Source organism: Actinomadura mexicana (assembly GCF_900188105.1).
GTDB lineage: Bacteria > Actinomycetota > Actinomycetes > Streptosporangiales > Streptosporangiaceae > Spirillospora > Spirillospora mexicana.
In genome coordinates this window covers 89,320-115,836 of the sequence record NZ_FZNP01000009.1, presented here as the reverse complement: position 1 = coordinate 115,836, position 26,517 = coordinate 89,320, and the positions used below count along the sequence as shown (strand labels likewise).

The 26,517-nt window shown below is 73.3% G+C and carries 31 protein-coding genes; 17 read left to right on the top strand and 14 right to left on the bottom strand.

What is annotated here, in order from left to right:
- Window positions 1–11: 11 nt before the first annotated feature.
- The 4 genes from CHC11_RS23515 to CHC11_RS23500 all read right to left on the bottom strand — a co-directional run bounded on the left by CHC11_RS23515 (window position 12) and on the right by CHC11_RS23500 (window position 4,362).
- Complete coding sequence (locus CHC11_RS23515; protein WP_089313970.1) at window positions 12–1,259, bottom strand: CynX/NimT family MFS transporter; 1,248 nt, start codon at window positions 1,257–1,259, stop codon at window positions 12–14.
- A complete protein-coding gene (locus CHC11_RS23510) occupies window positions 1,256–1,960 on the bottom strand; it encodes a FadR/GntR family transcriptional regulator (RefSeq protein WP_218826213.1) in 705 nt (234 codons plus the stop codon). Before CHC11_RS23510 ends, CHC11_RS23515 begins: the two co-directional genes overlap by 4 nt.
- 184 nt (window positions 1,961–2,144) lie before the next feature.
- Entirely contained in the window at window positions 2,145–2,522 is a 378-nt protein-coding gene (locus tag CHC11_RS23505) for a hypothetical protein (RefSeq protein ID WP_089313968.1), read from the bottom strand.
- Between the two features lie 61 nt (window positions 2,523–2,583).
- Complete coding sequence (locus tag CHC11_RS23500; protein WP_245919645.1) at window positions 2,584–4,362, bottom strand: DUF2207 domain-containing protein; 1,779 nt, start codon at window positions 4,360–4,362, stop codon at window positions 2,584–2,586.
- A gap of 216 nt (window positions 4,363–4,578) precedes the next feature.
- Here CHC11_RS23500 and CHC11_RS23495 point away from each other — a divergent pair, with 216 nt between their 5' ends.
- The 6 genes from CHC11_RS23495 to CHC11_RS23470 all read left to right on the top strand — a co-directional run bounded on the left by CHC11_RS23495 (window position 4,579) and on the right by CHC11_RS23470 (window position 8,434).
- Complete coding sequence (locus CHC11_RS23495; protein ID WP_089313966.1) at window positions 4,579–5,460, top strand: neutral zinc metallopeptidase; 882 nt, start codon at window positions 4,579–4,581, stop codon at window positions 5,458–5,460.
- An 84-nt stretch (window positions 5,461–5,544) separates the two neighbouring features.
- Window positions 5,545–5,841 carry a YiaA/YiaB family inner membrane protein gene (locus tag CHC11_RS23490; RefSeq protein WP_089313965.1) on the top strand — a complete coding sequence of 99 codons (297 nt, stop codon included), beginning with the start codon at window positions 5,545–5,547 and terminating at the stop codon, window positions 5,839–5,841.
- A gap of 375 nt (window positions 5,842–6,216) precedes the next feature.
- Window positions 6,217–6,669: a helix-turn-helix domain-containing protein gene (locus tag CHC11_RS23485; protein WP_089313964.1), complete on the top strand. Its 453-nt coding sequence runs from the start codon at window positions 6,217–6,219 to the stop codon at window positions 6,667–6,669.
- Window positions 6,666–7,121, top strand: coding sequence for a hypothetical protein (locus tag CHC11_RS23480; protein ID WP_089313963.1), 456 nt, complete (start codon window positions 6,666–6,668; stop codon window positions 7,119–7,121). Before CHC11_RS23485 ends, CHC11_RS23480 begins: the two co-directional genes overlap by 4 nt.
- 172 nt (window positions 7,122–7,293) lie before the next feature.
- Window positions 7,294–7,659 carry a DUF2516 family protein gene (locus CHC11_RS23475; protein ID WP_218905412.1) on the top strand — a complete coding sequence of 122 codons (366 nt, stop codon included), beginning with the start codon at window positions 7,294–7,296 and terminating at the stop codon, window positions 7,657–7,659.
- 40 nt (window positions 7,660–7,699) lie between these two features.
- Window positions 7,700–8,434, top strand: a complete 735-nt coding sequence (locus CHC11_RS23470; RefSeq protein WP_089313962.1) for an alanyl-tRNA editing protein — start codon at window positions 7,700–7,702, stop codon at window positions 8,432–8,434.
- 103 nt (window positions 8,435–8,537) lie between these two features.
- Here the strand turns inward: CHC11_RS23470 and CHC11_RS23465 are convergent, their stop codons facing one another.
- The gene (locus tag CHC11_RS23465; RefSeq protein WP_089313961.1) at window positions 8,538–9,164 is read right to left on the bottom strand and encodes a TetR family transcriptional regulator; all 627 of its coding nucleotides are present in this window, start codon (window positions 9,162–9,164) and stop codon (window positions 8,538–8,540) included.
- Window positions 9,165–9,235: 71 nt separating this feature from the next.
- Between CHC11_RS23465 and CHC11_RS23460 the strand changes: the two genes are divergently transcribed.
- Window positions 9,236–11,545 (top strand): MMPL family transporter, encoded by a 2,310-nt coding sequence (locus tag CHC11_RS23460; protein ID WP_089313960.1) that lies wholly within the window; start codon window positions 9,236–9,238, stop codon window positions 11,543–11,545.
- Between the two features lie 28 nt (window positions 11,546–11,573).
- Here the strand turns inward: CHC11_RS23460 and CHC11_RS23455 are convergent, their stop codons facing one another.
- Complete coding sequence (locus CHC11_RS23455) at window positions 11,574–11,963, bottom strand: hypothetical protein (RefSeq protein WP_089313959.1); 390 nt, start codon at window positions 11,961–11,963, stop codon at window positions 11,574–11,576.
- Window positions 11,960–12,199, bottom strand: coding sequence for a ribbon-helix-helix domain-containing protein (locus CHC11_RS23450; RefSeq protein WP_089313958.1), 240 nt, complete (start codon window positions 12,197–12,199; stop codon window positions 11,960–11,962). Before CHC11_RS23450 ends, CHC11_RS23455 begins: the two co-directional genes overlap by 4 nt.
- Window positions 12,200–12,361: 162 nt before the next feature.
- Here CHC11_RS23450 and CHC11_RS23445 point away from each other — a divergent pair, with 162 nt between their 5' ends.
- The 6 genes from CHC11_RS23445 (at window position 12,362) to CHC11_RS23420 (ending at window position 17,118) form a co-directional block, all read left to right on the top strand.
- On the top strand, window positions 12,362–13,204 hold the full coding sequence (locus tag CHC11_RS23445) for an SMP-30/gluconolactonase/LRE family protein (protein ID WP_089313957.1): 843 nt from the start codon (window positions 12,362–12,364) through the stop codon (window positions 13,202–13,204).
- Window positions 13,205–13,252: 48 nt separating this feature from the next.
- Complete coding sequence (bluB, locus tag CHC11_RS23440; RefSeq protein WP_089313956.1) at window positions 13,253–13,882, top strand: 5,6-dimethylbenzimidazole synthase; 630 nt, start codon at window positions 13,253–13,255, stop codon at window positions 13,880–13,882.
- Between the two features lie 107 nt (window positions 13,883–13,989).
- The gene (locus tag CHC11_RS23435) at window positions 13,990–15,117 is read left to right on the top strand and encodes a sensor histidine kinase (RefSeq protein WP_089313955.1); all 1,128 of its coding nucleotides are present in this window, start codon (window positions 13,990–13,992) and stop codon (window positions 15,115–15,117) included.
- Window positions 15,114–15,791 carry a response regulator gene (locus CHC11_RS23430; RefSeq protein ID WP_089313954.1) on the top strand — a complete coding sequence of 226 codons (678 nt, stop codon included), beginning with the start codon at window positions 15,114–15,116 and terminating at the stop codon, window positions 15,789–15,791. The genes CHC11_RS23435 and CHC11_RS23430 overlap by 4 nt, the downstream gene beginning before the upstream one ends.
- A gap of 38 nt (window positions 15,792–15,829) precedes the next feature.
- Complete coding sequence (locus CHC11_RS23425) at window positions 15,830–16,213, top strand: BlaI/MecI/CopY family transcriptional regulator (RefSeq protein WP_089313953.1); 384 nt, start codon at window positions 15,830–15,832, stop codon at window positions 16,211–16,213.
- Window positions 16,210–17,118: a M56 family metallopeptidase gene (locus CHC11_RS23420; RefSeq protein WP_089313952.1), complete on the top strand. Its 909-nt coding sequence runs from the start codon at window positions 16,210–16,212 to the stop codon at window positions 17,116–17,118. Before CHC11_RS23425 ends, CHC11_RS23420 begins: the two co-directional genes overlap by 4 nt.
- Here CHC11_RS23420 and CHC11_RS23415 read toward each other — a convergent pair.
- The 3 genes from CHC11_RS23415 to CHC11_RS23405 form a co-directional block, all read right to left on the bottom strand.
- Entirely contained in the window at window positions 17,115–17,582 is a 468-nt protein-coding gene (locus CHC11_RS23415; RefSeq protein WP_089313951.1) for a TIGR03618 family F420-dependent PPOX class oxidoreductase, read from the bottom strand. The two genes, CHC11_RS23420 and CHC11_RS23415, sit on opposite strands and share 4 nt — an antisense overlap.
- Before the next feature lie 11 nt (window positions 17,583–17,593).
- Window positions 17,594–19,048, bottom strand: a complete 1,455-nt coding sequence (locus tag CHC11_RS23410) for an MFS transporter (protein ID WP_089313950.1) — start codon at window positions 19,046–19,048, stop codon at window positions 17,594–17,596.
- Between the two features lie 72 nt (window positions 19,049–19,120).
- Window positions 19,121–19,609: a MarR family winged helix-turn-helix transcriptional regulator gene (locus CHC11_RS23405; RefSeq protein WP_089313949.1), complete on the bottom strand. Its 489-nt coding sequence runs from the start codon at window positions 19,607–19,609 to the stop codon at window positions 19,121–19,123.
- 224 nt (window positions 19,610–19,833) lie between these two features.
- Between CHC11_RS23405 and trpS the strand changes: the two genes are divergently transcribed.
- Window positions 19,834–20,865, top strand: a complete 1,032-nt coding sequence (gene trpS, locus CHC11_RS23400; RefSeq protein ID WP_089313948.1) for a tryptophan--tRNA ligase — start codon at window positions 19,834–19,836, stop codon at window positions 20,863–20,865.
- A gap of 28 nt (window positions 20,866–20,893) precedes the next feature.
- Here the strand turns inward: trpS and CHC11_RS23395 are convergent, their stop codons facing one another.
- Together CHC11_RS23395 and CHC11_RS23390 are read right to left on the bottom strand one after the other, a co-directional pair.
- Window positions 20,894–21,511, bottom strand: a complete 618-nt coding sequence (locus CHC11_RS23395) for a TetR/AcrR family transcriptional regulator (protein ID WP_089313947.1) — start codon at window positions 21,509–21,511, stop codon at window positions 20,894–20,896.
- A gap of 76 nt (window positions 21,512–21,587) precedes the next feature.
- Window positions 21,588–22,415: a class I SAM-dependent methyltransferase gene (locus tag CHC11_RS23390; RefSeq protein ID WP_245919643.1), complete on the bottom strand. Its 828-nt coding sequence runs from the start codon at window positions 22,413–22,415 to the stop codon at window positions 21,588–21,590.
- A 110-nt stretch (window positions 22,416–22,525) separates the two neighbouring features.
- Between CHC11_RS23390 and CHC11_RS23385 the strand changes: the two genes are divergently transcribed.
- Window positions 22,526–23,161, top strand: coding sequence for a TetR/AcrR family transcriptional regulator (locus tag CHC11_RS23385; protein WP_245919641.1), 636 nt, complete (start codon window positions 22,526–22,528; stop codon window positions 23,159–23,161).
- Complete coding sequence (locus CHC11_RS23380; protein ID WP_089313945.1) at window positions 23,151–24,239, top strand: winged helix DNA-binding domain-containing protein; 1,089 nt, start codon at window positions 23,151–23,153, stop codon at window positions 24,237–24,239. Before CHC11_RS23385 ends, CHC11_RS23380 begins: the two co-directional genes overlap by 11 nt.
- On the opposite strand, the gene CHC11_RS23375 is transcribed toward CHC11_RS23380, so the two are convergent.
- Window positions 24,236–24,721 (bottom strand): MarR family winged helix-turn-helix transcriptional regulator, encoded by a 486-nt coding sequence (locus tag CHC11_RS23375; RefSeq protein WP_089314189.1) that lies wholly within the window; start codon window positions 24,719–24,721, stop codon window positions 24,236–24,238. The two genes, CHC11_RS23380 and CHC11_RS23375, sit on opposite strands and share 4 nt — an antisense overlap.
- A gap of 103 nt (window positions 24,722–24,824) precedes the next feature.
- On the opposite strand from CHC11_RS23375, the gene CHC11_RS23370 reads away from it, so the two are divergent.
- Complete coding sequence (locus CHC11_RS23370) at window positions 24,825–25,586, top strand: dioxygenase family protein (RefSeq protein WP_089313944.1); 762 nt, start codon at window positions 24,825–24,827, stop codon at window positions 25,584–25,586.
- Window positions 25,587–25,625: 39 nt separating this feature from the next.
- Here CHC11_RS23370 and CHC11_RS23365 read toward each other — a convergent pair whose 3' ends face one another.
- Window positions 25,626–26,480, bottom strand: a complete 855-nt coding sequence (locus CHC11_RS23365; protein WP_089313943.1) for an NAD-dependent epimerase/dehydratase family protein — start codon at window positions 26,478–26,480, stop codon at window positions 25,626–25,628.
- Between the last annotated feature and the right edge of the window lie 37 nt (window positions 26,481–26,517).

The following is a 26,517-nucleotide window of genomic DNA, read 5'->3' as shown; positions in this document are numbered from 1 at the left end:
CTTCCGTAGGGTCAGTTAGGGATGTGTCCGCTAGATCCCGTATTAACCGTTTCGGGCGCCGGTGCTGCGGGCGCGCCCACGGTGCGGAGCCGTCCGGCGGGCAGGCCCGGGACGGCCAGCGCGGCGCAGACGGCCAGCACGCCCAGCATCGGAACGGTCCATCCGCCGGTGGCGTCGTGCAGCGCGCCGAGGGCGAGCGGGCCGAGCGCCGCGATGACGTAGCCGACGCCCTGCGCCATCCCCGACAGCTGGACGGCGACGTGGGCGTCGTGGGCGCGGAGCCCGATGAACGACAGCGCGGTCGCGAACCCGAGGCCCTGGCCGAGGCCGAGGACCACCGTCCAGCCCCACACCGACGCGATCGGCGCCCAGGCCACCCCGACGAAGCCCAGCGCGGTCAGCGCCACCGTGGCGACCACCAGGGGGCGCTGGTCGCGGGTCCGCCGGGCCAGCACCGGGACGGCCAGCGACCCGACCGCCTGGGTCGCCGCCACCAGTGCCAGCACGTAGCCGGCGGTCGCCTCGTCCATCCCGCGGTCCTGGCAGATCGTCGGCAGCCAGCCGAGCACCACGTAGGCCAGCAGCGACTGCAGGCCCATGAACACCGTGACGTGCCAGGCCAGGCCCGACCGCCACACCAGCGCCGCGACGCCGCGCGGGGGCGCCGCGGGCGGGGCCGAGCGGGCCGCGCGCGTCGCCCGCCGCGCCCTCGGCAGCCACAGCAGCCCGGCGAGCGCCGCGGGGATCGTGAGCAGGCCGAGCGGCAGCCGCCACGTCGCGTCGAACAGGTTCTCCACCGGCACGGCGAATCCCGACGACAGGCTCGCACCGCCCGAGATCGCGACCGTGTACAGCGCCGTCACCGTCGTGATCCGGGACGGGTGGTCCCGCTTGATGATCGCCGGCATCGCGATGTTGCCGATGCTGATCGCGATCCCCGCGACCAGGGAGCCGGCGAACAGCGCGACCACGCCGCCCGGCAGCCGCAGCAGCAGCCCGGCGACCAGCAGCGCCATCGCGCACACCACCAGCGTCTCGGGGCGCGGGGGGCGCCGCAGGAAGGCGGCGGCGAGCCCGTAGGAGCCGAAGAACGCCAGCGGCAGCGTGGTGAGCGCGCCCCCCGCGGTCCCGGACAGGCGGAAGGCGTCGCTGATCTCGGTCAGCAGCGGCCCGACCGCCGCGACCGCCGGCCGCAGGTTGACCGCCAGCAGGACGATCATCAGCAGGGCGCCGGCCAGTCCGGCGCGCCGCCCGGTCACGCGTCGCCCTCGGGCACGCGGGCCTCGTCGAGCAGGCACTCCAGGACGGTGAGGGTCGGCTCCACGACGGCGGCGGCGGCCGACGCGGCCGCTTCCGGGTCGCCCGCCGCGATCGCGTCCAGCACGGCGCGGTGCCGGGCCGGTCCCGCCTCGGGGACCTCGTGGTCCAGCCGGATCGCGCGCATCGACTCGTGCAGCCGGTCGATGAAGAACCGCATCGCCTCGATCAGGACCGGATTGCGGGAGGCCTCCGCGACGCCGAGGTGGAACCGCGCGTCGGCGGAGCCGAACGCGTCCGGTTCGGTGGCCTCGTCGCGGGCGCGGAGCAGCCCCTCCAGCCGCGCCAGGTCCGCGCCGGTGCGGCGGCGCGCCGCCAGCCGGGCCGCCTGGACGTCGTAGGCGAGCTGCACCTCGAACACGTCCCGCGCGGACGCGCGGGACATCCGGCGCAGCAGCGGGCGCGGGTCGGCGCAGCTGCGCACGTACGTCCCGTCGCCGCGCCGCACCTCCAGCACCCCCACGTGCGACAGCGCCCGGATCGCCTCCCGGACGGCCGGGCGGCTCACCCCGAGCTGCGCGGCCAGGTCCAGCTCGGCCGGGATCCGCCGGCCGACCGGCCAGGCGCCGCCGCTGACCTGCGCCTGGAGCTGGTCGAGCACGGCGTCCACCGTCGACCCGCTCGATACGGGACTCAACGCCACGAAAGCCTCCAACGTAAGATGTCAGACATCTTACGAGGAAGCCGGTGCGGCCTGTCTGACCCGTGGTGACCGTCGGGAGGGGTCTCGACGGCCACCACGGGCGTCTACGGCGCCCGCCGGGCGGGGTGCGGGTGCGGGGTCGCCGGACCCGGCGGGCGTCGCGTCCTCTGTTCCGGCCGCCGCGTCAGCGGAGCCTGGGAAGCCCGAATCTGCGGCGGCTCCTGGCGGGCGGCTCGGCGCGGACCCTCTCCGCTTCGGCCCGTCCCCGCACGCGGGCCTCCTCCTCCGTCCGCCCCTGCTCGACAGGGGCCGCGACCTCGCCGTGGGCCACCGGGTCGCGCCGCGGCCGCTGCGACGGGCCGCCCATGATCACGCCGCCCATGACGGGCCCGCGGTGCGGCAGGCCGTCTCCTGAGCTGGGGTAGTGGTGGCGCTCGCGCGACGTCGTCAGCACGACCGTCACCCACCCGATGAGCGCCAGGAAGATGACCGCCGGGCCGATGGCCAGGAAGTAGGCGTTCCCGAGGCGGTCGGACTGGGCGAGCACCGCGCTGGCGACCATGAGGCGACACCTCCTCGCCCCAGGCTTTACCCGGCGTCAGGCGGTTAACCGCCCGGCGCCGTCACAGTCCGCGCGACTGGGAGATGGACCCCGAGGTGGCCAGCGTGAACGTGCGCATCGACTCGGCGAACTTCGACAGGTCCCATTCCGCCGGGCCCTCGTACCAGTAGAGGTTGTCGGCGCCCGTCGCGCGCTCGCCCGCGTCCTTGACCGTCTCGGCCCACTTCGCCACGAGGTCGAACACCACCGCGTACGGCAGGAAACGCGAGAACAGCGCGATCCGCTGGCGCGCCGCCATGGACCCGTCGTCGGGGAGGGCGCCGCGCTCCAGGAACGCGCGGAAACCGATCGTGTGCGCGAGGACCGTGGCGCCGCGCGCCGTCTTCGCCGGCATGTACTGGCCGCCATAGGCCAGCGCCGCGCCCGCGATGATCAGCGCGAGCCCGGCCAGCGCCCACTCGGTGGTGAGCGCCAGCGCGACCGTCCCGGCGATGCCGAGCAGCGTCACGAGGATGCCCGCGACCGTCCACCGGGACCGGACGGTGTCGGGCCGCCGCGCGAACCAGCCCTGCTTCACCACGTCGTCGTACATCGCGGCCCTGACCTGCGCGAGCTTCGTCGCGAACGTCCCGCCGAGCTCCGACAGCCGGACGGCGTCGCGGCCGGACCCGTCCGGGGCCGTCAGCAGCGCGTCCAGCAGGATCCGCTCGTAGGGGAGCAGGTCGACCTGCGTGCGGTCGAGGCGGCGCAGCGTCCAGTCGAGGCGGCCGGTGGCGGCCCGGTCCTCCTCCTCGATCAGCAGGTAGCCGCGCACGGCGAGGTCGACGATCGTCGCGGTCACGTCGATCACGTCGGCCTGCTCGTCGATCAGCGTGCCGATCTGCCCGGGGCGCACCCCGTCCGGCGGCTCGAAGTCCGCCCCGGCCACCGGCGCCTGGTCGCCCTCGGCGGCCCGCTTCCCGACGGTCCGCGCGTCCCGCCCGCGCAGCAGGTAGAGGGCGAGGACGCCGCCCACCAGCAGCACCAGCAGGCCGCCGAGCGCGGCGCCGGTCACGGCGTTGACGGAGAACGCGGTCGCGACCGTGTGGCGGCGCTCGTGGATCGCGTGGCCGCCCGTCGTCCCGGCCGGCAGGCCCGCGACGACCGTCAGGTACTCGCCGGGCAGCATTCCCTGCTGGGCGAACACGCCCTGGGTGTGCGTGTGGTTCGTGTAGTACTGCGTGCAGCCGATCGTGCTGCCGATCGGCCCGGTGAAGCAGTTGACGTTGCGGATCATCGCGCCGCCGTCGACGGTGGCCTTCGCCTCGTCCAGCGGCACCTTCCAGCCGCCGACCACCGGCCAGCGCAGCTCCTCCGCCGCCCCCATCCGGGTGATCGCGCCGCGCACGTCGTACTCCAGGACGACCGTGTGGTCGCCGGTCAGCTTCCGGTCGCCCGCCACCTCGACCGTCGTGTGCAGGCCCTCGCTGGACGCGGTGGCCTTCGACGGCCCGCCGTCCGGGCTGGCCGCCCGCAGGTTCTCGATCCTGTAGACGCGGTCCTCGGTGACGCTCTCGTGCGCCCGGGTCGGATACGTCCGCTGGAAGCCGTCGTGCCCGGCGAACCGGTAGACGATCGTCTCCTTCACCCTGACCGTGCCGCCCTGGACCGCGGTGAGGACGACGTCGTCCTTGAGCACCCGCTCGGCCGCGGCGATACCGGATGCCGCCGCACCGGCCCCGGACGCCTCGCCGACCTCGGCCGCCGTCGCGGAAGTGCTGGTCAGCAGGGGGAAGGCCAGCGCCGCCGAGACCGCCAGGACGGCCGGACGCGACCGGAACATCGCCGCAAGAGCAGACATGGCCGCAAATAGTATCGGGAATGCGTGCGATGATTCTGCGCTATGGCAGGTCATTACCCCCCGCCGCCCCCTCCGCCGCGGCCTCCGGGCCCGCCCTACGGCCGGCCGCCGTACGGTGGGCCGCCGCAGGGAGGACCGCCGTACGGCGGTCCGGGGTATGGCCGGCCGGGTTACGGGGCTCCTGCCTACGGGCCGCCGCAGTACCGGTACGTCCCGATGCGCCCGCCGCCGCGCCGCAGCGCGGGCGGGACGATCGCGGGCATCTTCGGCGGCCTGACGTCCCTGGTCGTCCTGGCGATCCTGGGGATCTCGCTGTTCGGGGGAGGCCAGGACGCCGTCGGCGGCACCGGGACCTCCACCACGTCGAGCGGCCCGTCGACGCCGCGGGAGAAGGCGACCAACAGCAAGATCTACAAGACGGGCCCGCTGACGCCGGTGAGCTGCCGCCTGCCGCAGATCCAGCCGTCCGCCCAGTCCATGCGCGGGTTCATGGACACCCTGAGCGACTGCCTGGACGCGGCGTGGACCAAGCAGTTCACCAAGGCCGGCGTCGCGTTCGACCGGCCCGACCGGGTGTTCTGGGTCGAGCCGGGGCGCAGCCCGTGCGGCTCCTACCCGGCGCCCGGCGCGTCCGCGTTCTACTGCCCGGCCAACAACACGATGTACGTGGGGCTCCGGCACGTCGTGGAGACGTCGGGCGGCGAGCCGCTGTCCCACTACGCCGTCTACGCCCGCGTGATCGCGCACGAGTACGGGCACCACGTCCAGGACCGGGCCGGGATCCTGCTCTACGGGGACGGCCAGATGGAGTCCGGCGACACCGCCACCCGGACGGAGGCGAGCCGCCGCATCGAGCTGCAGGCCCAGTGCTTCGCGGGCGCGTTCCTCGGCAGCGAGCGCACCACCCTCCCGATGACCCGCGAGCAGTACACGGCCATGGTCAACGACGTGCTGGGCAGGGGTGACGACCGCCAGCCGCCGGACAAGCGCGACCACGGCTCGGGCCGCCACTACGCGGGCTGGGTGATCACCGGCTTCAACGGGCGCGACCTGACCGTCTGCAACACCTGGATCGCGTCCCCGTCCAAGGTGAGCTGACCTCCGGGTTCTGAGTTCCTCGCGCAGGCGCGGCTGAGTGCCGGTACTCATGCCCGGGACGCGGGCGGGCCGCAGACTCGTCCCATGACGACCTCCAAGCCGCCCGCCCAGGCCGGATCCGCCGCGTTCTTCGTCCAGGCGGCGATCTCGTTCGCCGTCTCCAGCACCGCCGTCGCCGTCGGGGTGGCCTACCTGCCGGTCAGCGCGTGGGTCCGCGCGTTCCTGGCGCTCGGGCTGCTGTATGTGATCACGTCCACGTTCACGCTGGCCAAGTGCGTCCGCGACCGGCAGGAGACCCAGACCATCAGCACCCGGGTCGACCAGGCGCGGCTCGACAAGCTCCTCGCCGAGCACGACCCGTACGCCGCCCCGTCCCTGTGACCCCGTCCCTGTGACCCCGTGCCCGTCCCCACCTGGCGCCGCCGTCCCTGACCGACGGCGGCGCACGATGTGCCCCGGCATGGTCAGCCGGTGAAGGGCCAGGGGCCGAAGCGGCCCGCCGCGACGAACACTGCGAGGGCGAGGTAGACCAGGTTCAGCGCCACGAACTTCACCTCGCCGCGCCGGCTCCGCAAGACACCGTTGTCGCGACCCGTGTGACAGCGGGGCGCGTGACCCGCACCATGGCGCTCGCCCGATCGCCGGACCAGCGGCGATGTGACGATCCGCCCGGCATTTCCGGCATGTGAGGCGATTCACCACGAAGTGCTAGCTATGGTGCTTGCAATAGCAAGCACCATGACGGAGAGTGGAGACATGGCGAGTTCGAAGGTCGACTCCATCGGGGAGTACATCCGGGAGCAGCGGACGCGGGCGAAGATCTCGCTGCGCCAGCTGGCGGACGTGTCCGGGATCTCCAACCCGTACCTGAGCCAGATCGAACGCGGCCTGCGCAAGCCGAGCGCCGAGATCCTGCAGCAGATCGCCAAGGGGCTGCGGATCTCCGCCGAGGCGCTGTACGTGCAGGCCGGAATCCTGGAGGACCGCGAGGCCGACACCGACGTGCAGGCCGCCGTGCGGGCCGACCTCGTCCTGACGGAACGGCAGAAGCAGGTTCTGCTCGACATCTACGCGTCGTTCCTCAAGGAGAACGAAGCCAGCGGCGTCCTCGGCACGGAGCCCGATGTGCCCGCCGAGACCGCCGCACCGGAACAGGCCGGACCGGAACAGGCCGGACCAGAGCGCAAGGGAAAGGATGAGGTCGGATGACGCTGGCCAGCAACCTCCGTGAGAACAAGGCCGTCTACGCCGTGGCCGGCGCCGGCGACTTCGCGGTGGAGAAGATCCGTGAGGTCCCCGAGCAGGTGACCAGGTACCAGGGCGAGGTCCGCGAGACCGTCGGCCGCTACCGCGTGCAGGTCCGCGAGACCGCCGCCCGCTACCGCGGCGAGGTCTCCCGGTACCAGGAGCGCGTGGACGCCAAGGACCTGCCGGGCGCCGCCGTCGCGTACGCCACGCACTTCGGCACCCGCGCCTTCGAGCTCATCGACGAGCTCGCCGAGCGCGGCAAGAAGGTCGTGCACCGCGAGGCCTCCGAGGTCGCCGAGATCGCCGCGGCCGACCAGGCCGAGCCGAGGCAGGCGTCCAGGGCCCGCACGGCTCAGCGCCGGACGGCGCAGAGCCGGGCCACCGGGCAGCCCCGCTCCACCACGAAGAAGTAACGGCGTCGAACGACGGAGCCCGGCCGGGAACACCCGGCCGGGCTCCGTCGTCCGTACAGGTGCCCGGTCCGTCAGGCCGCCCTGGTGGACGGTGCGCATAGGGTTGCGGTGAAGGAAGACCCGCGTGCGACGAGGAGTCGCCGTCCGAGACGAGCAGGAGCGCTGATCGCCGATGTCGGGCTTCAACGTGCTGGACTACTTCTTCTGGTTGCTGCTGATCATCGCGTTCGCGATGGAGGCGTGGGCGCTGGTCGACTCGCTGACCGTGCCCGTGAACGCCTACGCCGCGGCGAGCAAGCAGAGCAAGAAGCTGTGGATGATCATCCTGATCGTCGCGACGGTGGTCGGCGCCGCGTACGCGGTCGCGCCGGTGGCGCTCGGCGCCAGCCCCATCGCCCTGCTGCTCGGCATCCTCCCGGTCGCCGCGTTCATCGCCGCCGCCGTTTACCTCGCCGACGTCCGCCCGGCCGTCGGCCCGTACAAGAAGAACAACGGCGGCCGCGGCGGCTCCCGCCAGGGCCCCTACGGCCCCTGGTGATCGCCTGCGCCTCCGGCGGCGGCGGCTCTAGGGTGACGGCATGAGCGCGGAGACCCTCGGACGCACGACACGGCTGGAACTGGACGACCAGGCCCTGCGCGAGTGGGAGGCCGTCGTCCTCGACGCGGGCCCGGACGGCATCGTCCTCGACCGGTCGGCCTTCTACCCGGGCGGCGGCGGCCAGCCCCCGGACCACGGCGTCCTGCTCTGGCAGGGCGTCCAGACGCGGATCGCGGGCGTCCGCAAGGGCGACGACCTCGTGCTCATCCCCGCAGAGGGCGACCCGCTCCCGCCCGCCGGCATCGTCGTGCGGGGCGCGGTCGAGAACGAGCGGCGCACCGCGCTGATGCGCACCCACTCCGGCCTGCACCTGCTGTGCGGGGTCGTGTTCCGCGACTACGGCTGCCTGGTCACGGGCGGGAACATGGAGCCCCTGTCCGCGCGGATGGACTTCGACCTGCGCGAGGTCCCGCCCGGGTTCAAGCAGGCCGTCGAGGACGCCTGCAACGCCGAGGTCGACGCCGACCGGCGCATCGACACCAGGACCCTGCCCCGCGCCGAGGCGTTCGAGATCCCCGACATCATCCGGACGGCCACGAACCTGGTGCCGCCGGAGGTGCAGGACGTCCGGATCGTCGACATCGTCGGGCTCGACACCCAGGCCGACGGCGGCACGCACGTCGGCTCCACCAAGCAGATCGGCCGCATCACGGTCGCCAAGGTCGAGAACAAGGGCCGCGGCTTCCGCCGCCTCCGCATCAAGATCGCCGAGTAGCCGTAACCCGGCGCCGCGCGGTCCGCTCGGGTGTCCACCGGCGGAGCGGCCGCTGAGCCGGGCACCGGCCGGCGGGCGCCTCCGCCGGCCGGTGCCCGGCGGTTCAGGGTGACGGGCGCGACAGCGCGTCCACCGAGACGAGGCCGTGCTCGACCAGGTCCACGGCGCGGTCGAGAGCGGTGCGCATGGACAGGGGGTCGTAGCCCTCGCGCCGGCAGTGCGCGACGACCGCCTGCATGCCGCCGACCGCGATGCCCGCCGCGGCCACCGCGTCGATCTCGGAGATGCCGGGGCACAGCTCGCGCAGCAGCGCCTCGATCGCGTCCTGGGCGTCGGTCATGCGCTGCAGCGCCCGGGCGCGCAGGGCGGGGCGCTCCAGGATGAGGGCGACCTGGACGGGGCCGTAGTCGCGGTGCTCGGCCACGATCGCCTCCAGGACGTCCACGATGCTGCGCCGGATCGTCTCCATGGGCGACTCGCCGGGGGTGCGGCGCAGCCGCTCGGCGACCTCGGCGAGCCGGTCGTCGATCTCGGCGAAGATCACGTCTTCCTTGGAGGGGAAGTAGCTGAAGAAGGTGCGGGGCGAGACGTCGGCGGCGGCGGCGATGTCGGCGATCGTCGCCTCCTCGTAGCCGCGCTCGGCGAACAGGCGCAGCGCGGCCGTCGCGATGGCCTGCCGCGTGCGCATCTTCTTGCGCTCCCGCAGCCCCGGCCGGCCGGCGTCCTCCATGTGACGGAGATTACCATGGCTGCAAAGTTGCATCTATTGCAAACTGTATGTGATGGGTGTTTTCTGCGGGCATGGCGCGTTTCCTGGAGGCACTCGGACGGCTCTGCGTGCGACGGCGCCGCGCGGTGTTCGAGCTCTGGGTCGCCGCGATGCTCGGCGCCGGCGTCCTCGGCCTGATGCACGGCGGCATGTTCGTCCAGCAGAGCACGCTGCCCGGCACCGAGACCCAGCGCGCCATCGACACGCTCGGGCAGGACTTCCCCGCGATGACCGGGCCGACCGCGACGGTGGTGTTCCACGAGACCCGCCAGGCCGCTCCCGCCGACTGGAGGGTCGCGCTCACCGTCGGCCAGTCGATCGAGAACATCGGCGGGCTCGACCGGGTCGCGTTCGTCGAGAACCCCTACGCGCAGGGGATGGGCGGGCTGAAGGACGACGCCGCCGTCGTCGTCCGGCTCAACTTCACCGGCACGATGAGCGACGTCGGCCGCGCCGACCTCGACGCGCTGAACCGGGCCGTCGAGCCCGCGCGGATGGCCGGGCTGGAGGTGAAGTTCGGCGGGATCGTCGCGATGATCCTCAACCAGCCGAAGGGCGGGCCGCAGGAGGGCGTCGGGATCCTGCTGGCGATGCTCGTCCTGCTGCTGGCGTTCGGCTCGTTCCTCGCCGCGGGCATCCCGATCGTGGTGTCGCTGTGCGGGATGGTGGTCGCGTACTCGCTGATCCACTTCCTGGCGTCGATCTTCCAGATCGCGCCGACCGCGCCGATGGTCGCCGCGATGCTCGGCATCGGCGCCGGGATCGACTACGCCCTGTTCATCGTGACGCGCTACCGGCAGCAACTCGCCGAGGGCGACGACGTCGAGACCGCGGTCGGGCGCGCCATGGCGCACTCGGGCCACGCGGTCGTGTTCGCCGGCGGCACCGTCGTGTTCGCGATCTGCGGGCTGTTCCTGTCGGGGATCGCCTTCATCGGACGCATCGGGATCGCCGCCGCGCTGACCGTCGCGATCATGGTCGCCGCCGCCCTGACCCTGCTCCCGGCGATCCTCGCCGCCCTGGGCCCGCGCATCGACCGGTACCGCCTTCCCCGGGCGCGCCCGGACCGCGCCTCCGCCCGCTGGACGGCCTGGGGACGCCACGTCGACCGCCACGCCTGGCCGTACGCGATCGTCGCGACCCTCGTCCTGCTGGCGCTCTCCGTCCCGACGCTCAGCCTGCGGTTCGGGGTGATGGCCGACAGCATGTCGTCCCCGAAGATGGAGGCGCGGCAGGCCTACGACATCGTCGCCGAAGAGTTCGGCGCCGGCCACTACAGCCCGTTCGTCGTGGTCGCGAAGGTGCCGGGCGAGGAGAGGCGCGTCAAGCCGAAGCGCGTGGTCCCGACCGTCAGGGGACGCGGAGGGCTGTCCGGCCTGACGGGCCCGGCGGCGGCCGGGCCGGGCCCCTCCCCGGAGCCGGCCCGTCCGAAGGGCGCGCCGGACCCGGGCAAGAAGCCCGACAAGCGCGCGGTGCTCCTCGGGCAGGAACTGCGGCAGAAGCTCTCCGAGGTGCCCGGCGTGGTGTTCGCCGGGGAGCCCGTCGTGACCGGGACGACGGCGATCGTGCAGGTCGTCCCGCGGGACGCCCCGCACGCGGCGTCGACCACCGACCTCGTCCAACGCCTGCGGAACGTGGAGATCCGCGACGTGCGGGCCGCCCATCCGGGCGCCCGGATCTACCTCGGCGGCGAGAATCCGGCGATCATCGACATCGCCGCCACCGTCGGGGACCGCATGCCGACCGTGGTCGTCGCCGTGGTGGGCGTCGCCCTCCTGCTGCTGGTCATCGCGTTCCGGTCGGTGATCGTCCCGGTGAAGGCCGCCCTGATGAACCTGCTGTCGATCGGCGCCTCGTTCGGCGTCGTCACGGCCGTCTTCCAGTGGGGCTGGGGCGTCGAGCTGTTCGGCGTCGACCAGGCCATCCCCATCATGTCGTTCATCCCGCTGTTCATGTTCGCCCTGATCTTCGGGCTGTCCATGGACTACGAGGTCTTCCTGCTGTCGCGGATCAAGGAGGAGTACGACCGGACGGGCGATCCACACGGGTCCGTCGTGACCGGCATCGGGGTCACCGCCCGCCTCATCACCTCGGCCGCGCTCATCATGATCTTCGTGTTCGCCAGCTTCGTCCCGCAGCCGGACCCGATGGTGAAGATGATGGCCCTGGGGCTGGCGGTCGCCGTCGCCATGGACGCCACGATCGTGCGCCTCATGCTCGTCCCGGCGCTGATGAGCCTGCTCGGCCACGCGAACTGGTGGTGGCCGGGCCGTTCCCGCCCGACCGCGCCGCCGCCCCCGAGGCCCGTCCACGAGCAGCTGGAGCTGGAGCTCACGACCTGACCCGCGACCGGTCCGGCCGCCGACCGGGTCAGGGGATCTGCTCCACGCGGACGCCCGGCACGGACGCGTAGAGGCCTGGGTCGGCGGTGACGAGCGGCCAGCGGCGCCAGCGGGCGGACCAGGCGGCCTGGGCGGCGTCCATGCCGAGGTTCGGGATCGTCGTGACGAGCAGGCCGGTCTGCTGGGCGATCACGTCGTCGAGGTCGTCGACGTGCACGACCTGCATGCCGGGCAGGCGCTCCAGCAGGGCGCGGCCGTGGTCGGGGACGAGCTGCCAGGCGCGGGCCAGCGACGTCGCGGGGATGACGATCGTGGCGTGCTGGGCGATGGACGCCCGGAGCCGGGCGCGGACGTAGACGGTCTTGCCGGTGGCGAGGTCCAGGAGTGCGGTCGCGTCGAAGACGTGACCGGTGATCACGCGACGTCCCGGCGGGACGAGGGGCCGCCCTCGACCAGCCGGTCGACCATGGCCTGCTCGTCGGGGGTCGGCGGGCCGAACAGATCGTCGATCGTGGACGCGTCCCGCAGGTAGGCCAGCTTCAGCCGCGCGCCGTCCGCGAGGAACCCCGACACCGAGGCGATCTTCTTGTCCTCGGCGAGTCCCTGGAGCGTGGCGGCAAGCTCGTCGGGCAGCGTGATGTTGAGTCTCGCCATGAGGCACACGATACACACTCGGGGGCCTCCCAGTGTGTACTCGGGTCCTCTCGGGCCGAGCGGAACGCAGGCCCGGGACAGCCGGCGGCGAGGTGTCGATCCGGCCGGAGGCCGTTCGTGTAGAGGGCGGAACATCGGTACCCGAGAAGGATGGTGAGGAAGATGGACGAGGTACGGACGCTGCTCGACGGCCGCGGACTGGTCGAGTCGCCGCGCTGGCACGGTGACCGGTTGTACTTCTCCGACTGGTCCGCGGGCGAGGTCGTCGCGGTCGGGCTGGACGGTGCGAGCGAGGTGGTGGCGCGGGTGGAGTCGCTCCCGCTGTGCACCGCGTGGCTGCCGGACGGCCGGATGGTGATCGTCTCGTCGGCGGACGGGCGGCTGCTGCGCCGGGAACCGGACGGAGCCCTGGTCACCCACGCCGACCTCGGCCGGCCGGGCTGGAACGACGTCGTCGCCGACGGGCGCGGCAACGTGTACGTCAACCGTCCCGGCTTCGACCCGATGGCCGGGGAGGAGTTCGCGCCCGGGGCGGTCGCCCTGGTGCGGCCGGACGGTTCCGTGCGCGAGGTGGCCGGCGACATCGCGTTCCCCAACGGCATGGCGGTGACGCCCGGCGACTCCACGCTGATCGTCGCGGACTCCTACGGCGGCGGCCTGACGGCCTTCGACATCGGCGCGGACGGGGAACTGTCGCGCCGCCGGACCTGGGCGGACCTCGGCGACGGCGTCCCGGACGGCATCTGCGTGGACGCGGAGAACGCCGTCTGGTACGCCGACGTCCCCAACCAGCGGTGCGTGCGCGTCGCCGAGGGAGGCGAGGTGCTGCGCGTGGTCGACCTCGACCGCGGAGGCTTCGCCTGCGTCCTCGGCGGGCCGGGCGGGGCCACGCTGTTCGTCACGGCCGCCGAATGGCGCGGCATGACCGAGGCCGAGCCGGTGACGCCGGGCAGCGGCCGGGTCCTCACCGTCGAGGTCGACGTCCCGGGCGCCGGACGGCCTTGATCACCCCGTCCGGCGGCCCCGTCCCCGGCGTCGGCAGAATCGCCTGTCATGGACATCTACGACGCCATCCACCGCCGGCGCGACGTGCGCGGCGAGTTCACCGGTGCGCCCATCCCGCGGGACGTCCTCTACCGGGTCCTGGAGGCCGCGCACGCCGCGCCGAGCGTCGGGCTGTCGCAGCCGTGGGACTTCGTGCTCGTGGAAGACCCGGCGATCCGGCGGGCCTTCCACGACCACGTCCAGTCCGAACGCGCCGCCTTCGCCGCCACCCTGGCGGGCGCCGCCGCCGAGCGCTTCGCCCGAATCAAGGTCGACGGGATTCTGGAGTCCAGCCTGTCGGTCGTGGTCACCTACGATCCCGAGCGCGGCGGTCCGGCGGTCCTCGGCCGGCACGCGATCGCCGACGCGGGGCTGTACTCGGTGTGCCTGGCCGTCCAGAACCTGTGGCTCGCCGCCACCGCCGAGGGCCTCGGCGTCGGCTGGGTGTCGTTCTACCGGGAGCCGCACCTGCGCGGCCTGCTCAACATCCCGGAGACGATCCGCCCGGTCGCATGGCTCTGCCTCGGCCCCGTCACCCACCTGGAATCCGTTCCGGATCTCGAACGGCACGGCTGGCGGCGCCGCAGGGCGCTGGACACCGCCGTCCACCGTGATCGCTGGAGGAAGCCGGCGGGCTGACCCGGAGGCGGTAGCGCTCGGCGAGCGGCTCCGGAAGGCGCTCGCGACCCGCGGGATTACGCCTCCGGGCCAATGTGCCGGGACGGGGCGGCGGTTACGATCGGCGCATGTCAGCCCGGTCGTTGCGCCGCGTGAGCCGCGGTACGGGGACGGTCCTCGCCTGGTGCGGCGCCGCCGTGTACCCGCTGGTCGTGTTCGTCGTGTTCTCCCATGGGAGGTCCGCCTTCCAGCAGCTGGAGATCCTCGTCGCGGCCGGGCTCACGGTCCTGGTGCTGTCCCTGCTGCGGCGGCAGGCGCTGGCCGCCCACGCGATCCTGCTGCTCGCCTGGATCTTCGCCCTGCTGTCGCTGCCCTCCGGGGGGGTCGCCGGTCTGCTGGTCCTCGTCACCGACGTCTCGTCCGGCTACATCGCGGCGACCCGCCCGCGGAAGGTCTCCGCCCCCGTGGTGATCACGACCTGCCTCCTCCAGGCCGCGGCCGTCGCCGCGTTCCTGCAGGCCGACGAGACGCTGCTGGTGACGGTCCTGCTGGCGACGGCCGTCACGTACATGGCGGGGAACTCGGTCCGGACGCGGCGCGCGCACGCCGAGTCGATGCGGGAGCAGGCCACCGCGCAGGCCGTCGCCGCCGAGCGGCTCCGGATCGCGCGGGAGCTGCACGACATGGTCGCCCACAGCATCGGGATCATCGCGATCCAGGCGGGCGCGGGCGGGCGGGTCATCGAGACCCAGCCCGCCGAGGCCCGCAACGCGCTGGACGCCATCGAGACCACCAGCCGCGACACCCTGTCCGGGCTGCGCAGGATGCTCACCGCGCTCCGCAGGGACGACCCGGGCGCGGCGCCGCTCGGACCCGCCCCCGGCCTGGACGACCTCGGCCGCCTCGCCGAGGCCACGCGGGACGCGGGCGTCGCCGTCGACGTCCGCACGTCGGGCGAGCCGAGGCCGCTGCCGCCGGACGTGGACCTGTCCGCCTACCGGATCGTCCAGGAGGCGGTCACGAACGTCGTCCGGCACGCGGGCACCGACCGCTGCCGGGTGACGATCGGCTACGGCGACGGGGAGCTGGCCGTCGAGATCGAGGACGACGGGCACGGCGGCGTGGTCGGCACCGGGTACGGCCTCGTCGGGATGCGGGAGCGGGTCGCCCTGCTGCGCGGCGAGTTCGCCGCGGGTCCGCGCCCCGGCGGGGGGTTCCGGGTGGCGGCGCGGATCCCGGCGCCGGCGGCCGCATGACGATCCGCGTCCTGCTGGCCGACGACCAGCCGCTGATCCGCGCCGGGCTGCGCGTCCTGATCGCCGACACCCCCGACCTGGAGATCGCGGGCGAGGCCGCAACCGGGGCCGAGGCGGTCCGCCTCGTGGAGGAGAAGGCCCCGGACGTGGTCGTGATGGACATCCGCATGCCCGACATGGACGGCATCGAGGCCACCCGCCGCATCCGCCGTGCGGGGCCCGACACCGCCCGCGTGCTGATGCTGACCACGTTCGACGACGACGACTACGTCTACGGCTCGCTCCGGGCGGGCGCCAGCGGGTTCCTCGTCAAGGACATGGCGCTGGAGGAGATCCTCGCGGCCATCCGCGTCGTCGCCGGCGGGGACGCCCTGATCGCGCCGAGCGTCACCCGGCGGCTGATCGAGGAGTTCGCGGCGCGTCCGCAACCGGCCGCCGGGCGGCCCCGGCGCGTGGACGGCGTCACCGAGCGCGAGCGGGAGGTGCTGACCCTCGTCGGCCTCGGCCTGTCCAACCAGGAGATCGCCGGGGAACTGGTCATCAGCGTGGCCACCGCGAAGGCGCACGTCGCGCGGCTGCTGGCCAAGCTCGGCGCCCGCGACCGCGTCCAGCTCGTGATCATCGCTTACGAGTTCGGCCTCGTCGCGCCCCCTACAGGCGGTAGTACTACCTGACGTGGCCAGTGCGGTGACCGTCGGATAATCTGGGGCGTGTGAAGGGTCTGGGAGAGCTCGAACGCACGGTCATGGAGGTCCTGTGGGCGCGGGAGGAAGCCGGGCACCCGGCGGCCACCGCCCGGGACGTGAGCCGTGCCCTCGCCGACGACCGGGACCTCGCGCACACCACGGTCATGACCGTCCTCGACAGGCTCGCGAAGAAGGGCTTCCTCGAACGCGAGCGTGACGGCCGCGCCTGGCGCTACCACCCGGTGGCGAGCCGCGAGATGTACGTCACCGAGCTGATGCTCGGGGCCCTGAACGAGACCGGTGACCGCGACGCGGCGCTCGCGCACTTCGTCCGCTCCGTGTCGCGGGACGAGATCGACGTGATCCGCCAGACCCTCGCGGGCATCACCGGTAAGGAACCTCCGGCATGACCGGCACCGCCCTGCTCGCATTGATCTCACTGGGGACCGTCGGCGGGGCGCACCTGCTGTCCCGGGCCCGGTGGACGTGGCGCACGCCCCGGATCGGGATCGCGCTCTGGCAGGCCCTCGGGCTGTGCTGGGGCATCGCCACGATCGGCGCCCTGCTCGGGCTCGCCCTCCTGCCGTACCGCAAGGGCGTCCTCGGCGGGCTGCCCGGCCTGTACGCCGACCAGGCGGCCCGGCTCAACCCGGTGCAGGTGGCGGCCCTGCTCGCCGCGATCAGCCTGACCGGCGTGCTGCTGGTCATGCTGATGTTCGCGGTGCTGCGGGTCGTGCGGGCCCGGCGGCGGCACCGGGCCCTGCTCGCGCTGGTGTCGCGCCGCGACTCCTCGGTGCCCGGCACCCTCGTCCTCGACCACCCCGGCGCCGCCGCGTACTGCGTGCCGGGCGTCCGCTCGTCCAAGGTCGTCGTCAGCGCCGGGACCATGGAGCTGCTCGACCGCGGCGAGCTGGCCGCGGTGCTCGCGCACGAGCGCGCCCACGCCCGCGAGCGCCACGACCTGGTGCTGCTGCCGTTCGCGTCACTGCGCCAGGTGTTCCCGCAGTTCCGGCTGGTCGGACGGTGCCTGGACGCGGTGGAGCTGCTGATCGAGATGGCCGCCGACGACCGGGCCCGGCACGGCCGCCCGCCGCGCGAGCTGGCGACCGCGCTGCTGCGCTTCGCCGCCGCCCGCCCGGCCGCCGCGCCGTCCGGCACGCTCGGCGTCGCCTCGCACAGCGACATCCCGGTGATGGCGCGGGTGAACCGGCTGCTGGAGCCGGAGCCGCTGCCCCGCCGGGCCCGCCTCGCCGCGTCGGCCGCCGTCCCGGTCATCGCCGTCCTCCCGCTGCTGCTCCTCGTCCTGCCGCACTAGTCCGCCAGGACCGTCCCGTAGAGGCGGGTGACGCGCAGGCGGATCACCAGCCGCCGGTCCTTCACCATCTGCTCCAGGAACGCCCGCTCGTCCGCCGGGTCGTCGAAGCCCGGTGTCATCGCGAGCAGCTCGCGCCCGGTCGCGTCACCGGGCTCCTCGCTGACGCCGGACAGCTCGGCGGAGCCCTCGGCGACCGCGAACGACAGGTGGCCGGCGCCGGACGCGTGCAGCGCGGCGCGCGGGTCGCGCCGGAGCTGCTTCACCTTCGCCCGGTCGGCCGTCGTGGAGATCCGGACGACGCGCTCGTCCGGGTCCCACGTGTAGATGACCGTCGAGACGTGCGGGTGGCCGTTCTTCTTGTTCGTGGCGAGGACGCCGAACTGCTGCTCGCCGAGGAGGCGGGATAGTTCGTCCTCGCCGACGGGCTTGGGGCCGGGTCCCTGTCCGGGGCCGTACTCGGTCATCGTGATCTCCTTCAGACGTTGGCGGGGACGGACTCGACGGGCGCGGCGCCGGCGGCGGGCGCCGGGCGGCGAAGGACGAGCAGGGACACCGCGAGCGCGGCGACCAGCAGGCCGGCCGAGACGGTGAACGCCAGGTGGTAGCCGCCGGTGAGGGCGGCGGCGGTGTCCCGTCCGTCCGCCCGCAGGGACTGGACGCGGGACGCGGCGAGCGTGGTCATGACCGCGACGCCGAGCGCCATCCCCACCTGCTGGACGGTGTTGAACAGGCCGGACGCCAGGCCCGCGTCCTCGGGCCGGGCACTGGACATGCCGAGCCCGGTCAGCGACGGGAGCACGAGCCCGCCGCCGGCGATCAGCACGAACACCGGGAGCAGGTCGGTGACGTAGTCCGCGTCCACCGGGACGGTCGTGAGCCAGGCCATCGCGCCGATCAGCAGGACGAGCCCGGCCACCAGGACGAACCGCTCGCCGAAGCGGTTCGACAGCCGCGCGGACGCCAGCAGCGACACCGCGCCGATCGACACGGCCGCGGGGAGCATCGCGAGCCCGGTGCCGAGTGCGCCGTAGCCGAGCACCTGCTGCATGAAGAGGGCGACGATCACCTGGAACGAGAACATCGCCGAAAGGGTCAGCAGCTGGACGACGTAGGCGCCGGACACGTTGCGGGAGCGCAGGATCCGCAGCGGCATCAGCGGCGTCGCGGCGCGGGTCTGGCGGACGGCGAACCCGGCGAGCAGCAGCAGCGACACGGCGCCGAGGCCCAGCGTGTGCGCCGACAGCCATCCGTGCCGCTCGACCTTGACGACCGTGTAGATGCCGAGCATCAGCCCGGACGTGACCAGCGCCGCGCCCGCGACGTCCGCGCCGGCGGCCAGGCCGGCGCCCCGGTCGCGGGGGAGGGCGGGAAGGGCGAGCAGCATCACGGCGAGGCCGATCGGCAGGTTGATCAGGAAGATCCAGTGCCAGCTCAGCGCGTCGGTGAGCACGCCGCCGAGCACCTGCCCGATGGACGCGCCGGCCGCGCCGGTGAAGCTGAACACCCCGATCGCCCTGGTCCGCTCGCGGGGGTCGGTGAACAGGGTCACGAGGATGCCGAGCACGACGGCGGAGGCGAGGGCGCTGCCCACGCCCTGCAGGAACCGGGCGGCGATCAGCAGGCCGGACGTGGTGGCGGCGCCCGCCAGTACCGACGCCGCCGTGAAGACCGCGTTCCCGGCGAGGAACAGCGTCCGGCGGCCGACGAGGTCGCCGAGCCGTCCGGCGAGCAGCAGCAGGCCGCCGAGGGGGATCAGGTAGGCGTTCATGATCCAGCTGAGCCCGGCGGGCGAGAAGCCGAGGTCGTCCTGGATGGCGGGGGCCGCGACCGTGACGATGCTGCCGTCGAGGATGGTCATCAGCATCGTGGCGGACAGCACGCCGAGCGCCGCCCACTTGGAGCGGAGCGGGGAGAGCGGGAGGGAGGGCATCGGTCATCTCCTGTCGGGAAGGACAAGAGAGACCGTAGCAGATAGTTTTGTTACAGACTATCTAGGACAGATTTACTTCTGGCGCTCGCGGGCCCGCCGGGCCGGCGCCGTGGTCTCCGGAGGGGTGGCCAGATGCCCGGTGGCCAGGGTGCCCAGCGCCCGGACGAGGGCCTCGCGCTGGTCGTCCGGCAGCGAGCCGAGGGCCGCCGCGTGGACGCCGTCCGCGATCTGCTGGCTGCGCGCGGCGACCCGCGCGCCCTCCTCGGTGACGGCGATGATCCGGGCCCGCCGGTCCCGGGACGAGGGCCGCCGCTCGGCGAGCCCGGCCTTCTCCAGGGCGTCGACGGTCACGACCATGGTGGTCTTGTCCATGTCGCCGATCTCGGCGAGCTGGACCTGGGTGCGCTCCTCCTCCAGGGCGTGCACCAGGACGCAGTGCATGCGCGGGGTCAGCCCGATCTCGGCGAGCGCCGCCGTCATGCGGCCGCGCAGCACGTGGCTGGTGTGGTCGAGCAGGAACGACAGGTCCGTCTGCGTGCGGGCGGGGGCCATCGAGGTCATGCGCCCAGCCTACCCAGGATGGTTTCGTTCTAGATTATCTGGCATCCGCCGCATTCGGTGGGCTACCATGACGGGGTGAAGCGCACCGCATGTCTCGGCTGGTGGCCGTCCTAGGACGGCCACAGTGACGCATGCGATCGGGCCGTCCGCTGGGCGGCCCTTTCTCTTCCTCGGTGACCGGGCCCGACCGGCGGACGGCCGGAGACCCGACGAGGAGGAGCCCCATGGACATCACCCCTGAAGCCCGCAGCCGCCAGCTGGAAGAACGCATCGCGGTCGACCCCGGAGCCTTCCGGATCCTGACCGGCGACCGGCCCACCGGCCCGCTGCATCTCGGGCACTACTTCGGCACGCTGGCCAGCCGGGCGCGGCTCCAGCACACGGGCGTGGAGCTCTTCGTCCTGGTGGCCGACTACCAGGTGCTCACCGACCGGGACGTCGCCGACCACCTGTCGGAGTACGTCGAGGGCCTGGTCGCCGACTACCTGGCGGCCGGGATCGACCCGTCCACGGCGACGATCTTCCGGCACAGCTCCGTCCCCGCGCTGAACCAGCTCATGCTGCCGTTCCTGTCGCTCGTGTCGATCGCGGAGTTGAGCCGCAACCCCACGGTGAAGGACGAGATCGCGACGTCCCGGCAGGCGGCGGTCAGCGGGCTGATGTTCACCTACCCCGTCCACCAGGCCGCCGACATCCTGTTCTGCAAGGCCAACCTCGTGCCCGTCGGCAGGGACCAGCTCCCGCACCAGGAGATCACCCGGACCATCGCGCGCCGCTTCAACGAGCGGTACGGGCCCGTCTTCCCGGTACCGGACGCCCTGCTGTCGTCCGCGCCGCTCTTGCTCGGGACCGACGGCCACAAGATGAGCAAGAGCCGCGGCAACGCCATCGCCCTGTCCGCCACCGAGGACGAGACGGCGCGGCTGGTCAGGCGGGCCGTGACCGACGCCGACCGGACCATCACCTACGCGCCCGAGACCCGCCCGCAGGTCTCCGGCCTCGTCCTGCTCGCCGCCCTCTGCCAGGGCCGCGACCCGCACACCGTCGCCGCCGAGATCGGCGACGGCGGCGCGGCGGCGCTGAAGAAGGTCGTGACCGACTCGGTGAACGAGTTCCTGCGCCCGATCCGGGCCCGCCGCGCCGAACTCGCCGCCGACCGGGCGTACCTGCGCGGCGTCCTCGCCGAGGGCGAAGAGCGCGCCAACGCGATCGCCCAGCGCACGCTGGAGGAGGTCAGAGAGGCGATGGCGTCCTAGCGGCCGAGCACCTGGAGAGCAGGGCGTCCTAGCGGGGGGCGATGCCGTCGAGGACGGTCGCGACGAGGTCGTCCACGAGGGCCGGCGACACGCGGTGCGCGATGCCCCGCCCCTGGAACAACAGCGACAGCACCGGCTCGTGGCAGGCGCCGACGATCAGCGAGGCGGCCGCCTCGACCCGGGCGCCCGGGTCGAGGCGGCCGAGGTCGCGCTCGCCGCGCAGGTAGGCGGCGAGCCGCTCGTTCCAGGTGCCGCCCCCGCCGCTCAGCGCGGCGAACCGGGCGAGGACGGCCGGCTGCGCGACCAGCCCGGTCAGCGCGGGCAGCAGCCCGTCGTGCAGGGCGAGGCCGTGCGCCACGTACGCGCGCAGGTTCTCCTCGACCGTGCCGGCACCGGGCTCGGGCAGCGGGCCGAGCGGCCGCGCGACCGACTCGGCGTGCGCCCGCAGCGCGTGCGCGAGCAGCTCCTCCTTGTCGGCGAAGTGGTTGTAGAGGACGCCGTCGGCGACGCCCGCCTCCCGCGCGATCGCCCGGACGGTCAGGCCCGCCGTCCCGCGCTCGGCGATCAGCCGCTCGGCCGTGGCGATCAGGTGGTCGCGCAGGGTGCGGTCGCCGGCGCCCAGCGCCGCTGCTCTTCGAGGTGACATCACCCCGCATGGTAATGAGCGAGGCCCAACCCGTGCGCGGGGAGTCCGGGCGGGAAGTCCGGCCACGCCGCGCGCCTCATCGCCGCGCCGTGACCAGCCACGCGGTGCTGCGCAGGCGGACGGCGCCGTCGCGCTCGAAGGGGCGCATCGCCTCGACGAGGGCGTCGCGCACCTCGTCGCCCGAGCCGTAGTTGTAGTGGATCGGGCCCCAGCCCGCGAAGAACTCCCCGGCCTCGCGGGCGTCGCGTCCCCAGATCTGGTCGGCCACGACCCTGCGGCTGGACACGCCGTGGAACCCGGCGCCGCCGAGCACCTCCTGGACGCGGCCCGGGTCCGAGAGCGACAGCGGCCCGCCGTCGTGCCCGACCGGGGGCCGGTCGAGGGGCGGGAGCGCGGCCATGATGGCCCCCATCTCGCTCTCGGCGAAAGGCGCCATGCACAGGAACGCCAGCCGGCCGCCCTCGCGCAGGGCCCGCCGGACGTTGCCGAACGCGGCGACCGGGTCGGTGAAGAACATGATCCCGAACCGGCTGACGGCGACGTCGAAGCCGGCGGCGGGGAACGGGTGCACCTGCGCGTCGCCCCGTTCGAAGGCCACGTTCGCGACGCCCTCCTGCTCGGCGAGCGAGCGGGCGCGGGCGAGCATCGGCCGGGACAGGTCGACGCCCGTCGCGGCGCCGAGGGCCGCCCGCCGTGCCGCGAGCCGGGTGATCTGCCCGTTGCCGCAGCCGATGTCGAGGACCCGGTCGCGCGGTCCGATCGCCGCCGCCTCCAGCAGGACCTCGTTGAACCCGCCGTTCATGGCGTCGTACCGGTCGTGGTTCTCGGCCCAGTGCTCGCCCTCGTACCCGTTCCACGCCTCCGCCTGGTGCGTGTTGACGATCTCCGTCACGGTCTCCTCCATATGAACAATTGTTCATGAACGTATGTTCATAATGGGGCCGGGCAGTGACCGCGTCAAGGGGCGACCCGGCAGACGTAGAACGGAATTCTTCGTTCCGCTAACATGGGGGCATGGAGACGGCACGGGCGCCCATGAGCGGGCGGAAAGCGCAGGCCGCACGCAACGACGAACTCATCCGGGAGGCGGCGCGGGCGGTGTTCACCGCCGACCCCGGCGCGCCGGTCTCGGCGGTGGCCGAGCACGCCGGGGTCGGGATCAGCGCGCTGTACCGGCGCTACAAGAGCAAGGAGGACCTGCTCCAGAAGCTCGCCGACGAGGGCATGGACCGCTACCTCGCCGAGGTGGAGGCGGCCCTGGACGACGACGGCGACGCGTGGGAGGCGTTCGCCGCGTTCATGCGCCGCTGCCTGGACATCGGCGCGGGCTCCCTCACCATGCGCCTGGCGGGCAGCTTCGAGGTGACCGAGGCCATGAGCCGCAAGGGCCGCGAGATCCATGTCGCGACGCAGCGGCTGCTGGAGCGCACCCGGGAGGCGGGCGCGCTGCGTCCCGAGATCGAGGTCGGCGACATCTCGGTGATCCTGGAGTACCTGCACGGCATCCGGATCGGCGACGACGAGCGGATGAACCGGCTCCAGCACCGCTACCTGGCGCTGATCCTGGACTCCATGAACCTCACGGACCGGTACGAACTGCCCGGTCCCCCTCCGAGCTGGCAGGAGCTGGTCACGCGTTATGACGACTGAGCTGGGACGACGGGCGCTCAACCGGGCGCTGCTGGCCCGCCAGCTCCTGCTGCGGCGGCACGCCATGCCCGCGCTGGAGGCGATCGAGCATCTGGTGGGGCTGCAGGCGCAGGCCCCGAACCCGCCCCACATCGGGTTGTGGAGCCGGCTCGCGGACTACGCGCTCGACGAGGCCGGGGAGCTGATCGCCGACCGCCGGGCGCTGCGGATGGTGCTGATGCGCGGGACGCTGCACCTGGTCAGCGCCCGCGACGCCCGCGCGCTGCGGCCGATGACCCAGGTGATCCTCGACAACCACCTGAAGGCGCGCAGGGCCGAACTGGGGCACCTCGACCTCGCCGCCGTCACCGCGTGGGCGCGGGCCCTGCTGGAGGAGGAGCCGCGGTCCGACAAGGACCTGCGCGCTCTGCTGGCCGAACGCTGGCCGGACGAGGACCCGGCGCTGCTGGCCTGGGCGGTCCGCCTCTCCCTGCCGCTCGTGCAGGTCCCGCCGCGCGGGATCTGGGGATCGTCCGGGGTCGCGCGGCACACCACGCTGGAGAACTGGCTCGGGCCCGCGGCGCCCGATCCGTCCCCGGACGACCTCGTGCGGCGCTACCTGCGCGCGTTCGGGCCCGCGAGCGTCCAGGACGTCCAGCAGTGGGCCGGGCTGACGCGCCTCGGCGAGGTCGTCGAGCGGCTCGGGCCCGAGCTGGTGACCTTCCACGACGAGAACGGCCGGACGCTGTACGACCTCACGGACGCGCCGCGCCCCGGCCCCGACGTGGAGGCGCCGGTCCGGTTCGTCCCCGACTTCGACAACCTGCTGCTGTCGCACGCCGACCGGGTGCGGATCATCTCCGAGGAGCACCGCAAGCGCGTCTTCACCGTCAACGGCATCATCCGCGCGACGTTCCTCGTGGACGGCTTCGTCCACGGCATGTGGAAGATGGAGAAGGGCCGGGGCGAGGCCACGCTGCGGATCGAGCCGTTCGCTCCCGTCCCGGGGCCGGAGCGCGCCGCACTGGAGGAGGAGGGCATGCGGCTCCTCGCCGCCGCCCACCCCGAGGCGAAGTCACACGGCGTGGAGTTCGTCTAGTCCTCGCGGGCGCACGGCGCCTCGCGGTCCGGGTCGAGGGAGCCCAGCAGGGCGTGGAGGATCTCGCGGAACTCCAGCACCTGCTCGCGGGTCAGCGGGTCGAACAGGTGCCGCCTGACCTCGGCGACGTGGCCGGGCGCCGCCTTCGCGAGGACGGCGAAGCCCTCGTCGGTCAGCCGGGCGATCGTGGTGCGCCGGTCGGAGGCGGGCTTGCACCGGCTCACCCAGCCGGCCTCCTCCAGCCGGTTCACCGCGTGCGACAGGCGGCTCGGGGACGAGTGGACGATCTCGGCGAGCTCGGTCATCGTCAGCGCGCGGCCGGGCGCCTCCGACAGCATCGCCAGGATCATGTAGTAGGTGTGCGGCAGGCCCGAGTCGCGCTGGAGCTGGCGGTCGAGGGCCTCGCCGAGCAGCCGGGACGTCCACAGGAAGGCGCGCCAGGTCTCCTGCTCGTCGTCGTCGAGCCAGCGCGGCTCGGTCATCGTCTCGGCCATGCCGGCAGTCTACCCGGCACTTGAACCCTCAAGACTTGAATGTTCAACGAAATCGAGTATGGTTGAGCTCTCAAGTAAGGGGAGGACGGACATGACCAGGATGCCGGTGCTCTATCTCAGCCACGGCGCGCCTCCGCTGGCCGACGACGCCCGGTGGACCGCCGAGCTGGCCCGCTGGTCGGCGGAACTGCCGAGGCCGGAGGCGATCCTCATGGTGTCCGCGCACTGGGAGGAGGCACCGCTGAGCATCGGCGCCACCCGGCCCGTGCCGCTCGTCCACGACTTCTGGGGTTTCCCCGAGCGCTACTACACCGTCCGGTACGACGCGCCCGGCGCGCCCGCTCTCGCCGACGACGTGCGCAGGCTCATCCCCGGCGTCCACCAGGACGAGGAGCGGGGCCTGGACCACGGCGCGTACGTCCCCCTCGTGGAGATGTTCCCGGACGCCGACGTCCCGGTGCTGCAGATGTCGATGCCCACCCTGGAGCCGGAGCGCCTCTTCGAGGTCGGGCGGAGCCTCGCGCCGCTGCGCGACAAGGGCGTCCTCATCGTCGGGAGCGGTTTCACCACGCACAACCTGCGCGAGATGCGCCCGGACCCGGACGCGGCGCCGCCCGCGTGGTCGGCGGAGTTCGACGAGTGGACGGACCGGGCCGTGCGGGGCGGCGACGTCGACGCCCTGCTCGACTTCCGCGCCAAGGCCCCGGCCGCGCGCATCGCGCACCCGCGGACGGAGCACTTCGCGCCGCTGTTCGTGGCGCTCGGCGCCGACGCCGACGCCGCCTCGCGGCGGCGGTCGGTCATCGACGGCTACTGGCTGGGACTCGCCAAGCGCTCGTTCCAGTTCGGCTGACCGGTCGTCGCGTTCCGTCCGGACCTGTTCCCGACCAGGTCAGTCGGTCCGGACGGGCACGTCCATCCGGGCGAAACCGGTGCGCCAGGACGCGACTCGCGGCTTCCACCCGAGGCTCAGCGCCTTGGCGTTGGACGCCGGGCGGCCCGTCGCGGCCGCGTGCTTGCCGGCGCTGCCCGGGCTGGGCGCGCCGAGCGCCGCGCTGTAGACCGGCAGCCAGTCCGCCGTGGTCGCCGGCTCGTCGTCGACGACGTTGACGACCCCGGCGGGCCAGTCCAGGGCGGCGAGCGCCGCCGACGCCGCGTCGTCGGCGTGCACGAACGACGTCCAGGACGGCGCCTCGCGCAGGACGCCGGCCCGCACCCGCTTGGCGATCGCGCCGTCCGGCGCGTACCAGGTCCCGGGGCCGTAGAGCGCCCCGTACCGGAGGACGACGCCGTGCGGCATCTCGGAGACCGCCGCCTCCAGCGCCGCGATGCCCGCGTAGGGCGGCAGGTGCGGGTCGAGCGGGTCGGTCTCGACGGCGGGCGCGTCGCCCGGCACGTACAGCCAGGCGATGCTCTGGGCGACCATGGTCCGCACGCCGGCGGCCTTCGCCGCGTCGACCAGGTTGCGGGTGCCGACGATCCGCAGGCGCGAGTTGGCCGCGAAGTCCTCGTCGCTGAGGTCGGTGAGCTGGTGGACCACGGCGTCGGGGCGCACGGCGGCCACGGCGTCGCGCACCGCGGCGGCGTCGAGCACGTCCAGCACGACCGGTGCGGCGCCGAGGTCGCGGATCATGCCGGTGCGTTCGGTCCGGCGTGTCGTCCCTGCGACCTCGTGGCCCGCCTGGACGAGCAGCGGGATCAGCCGGCGGCCGACTACTCCGGTCGCTCCGGCGAGGAGAATCTTCAAGGGGGTACCTCCGCGACTTTCGCGCCATCGTGCATCG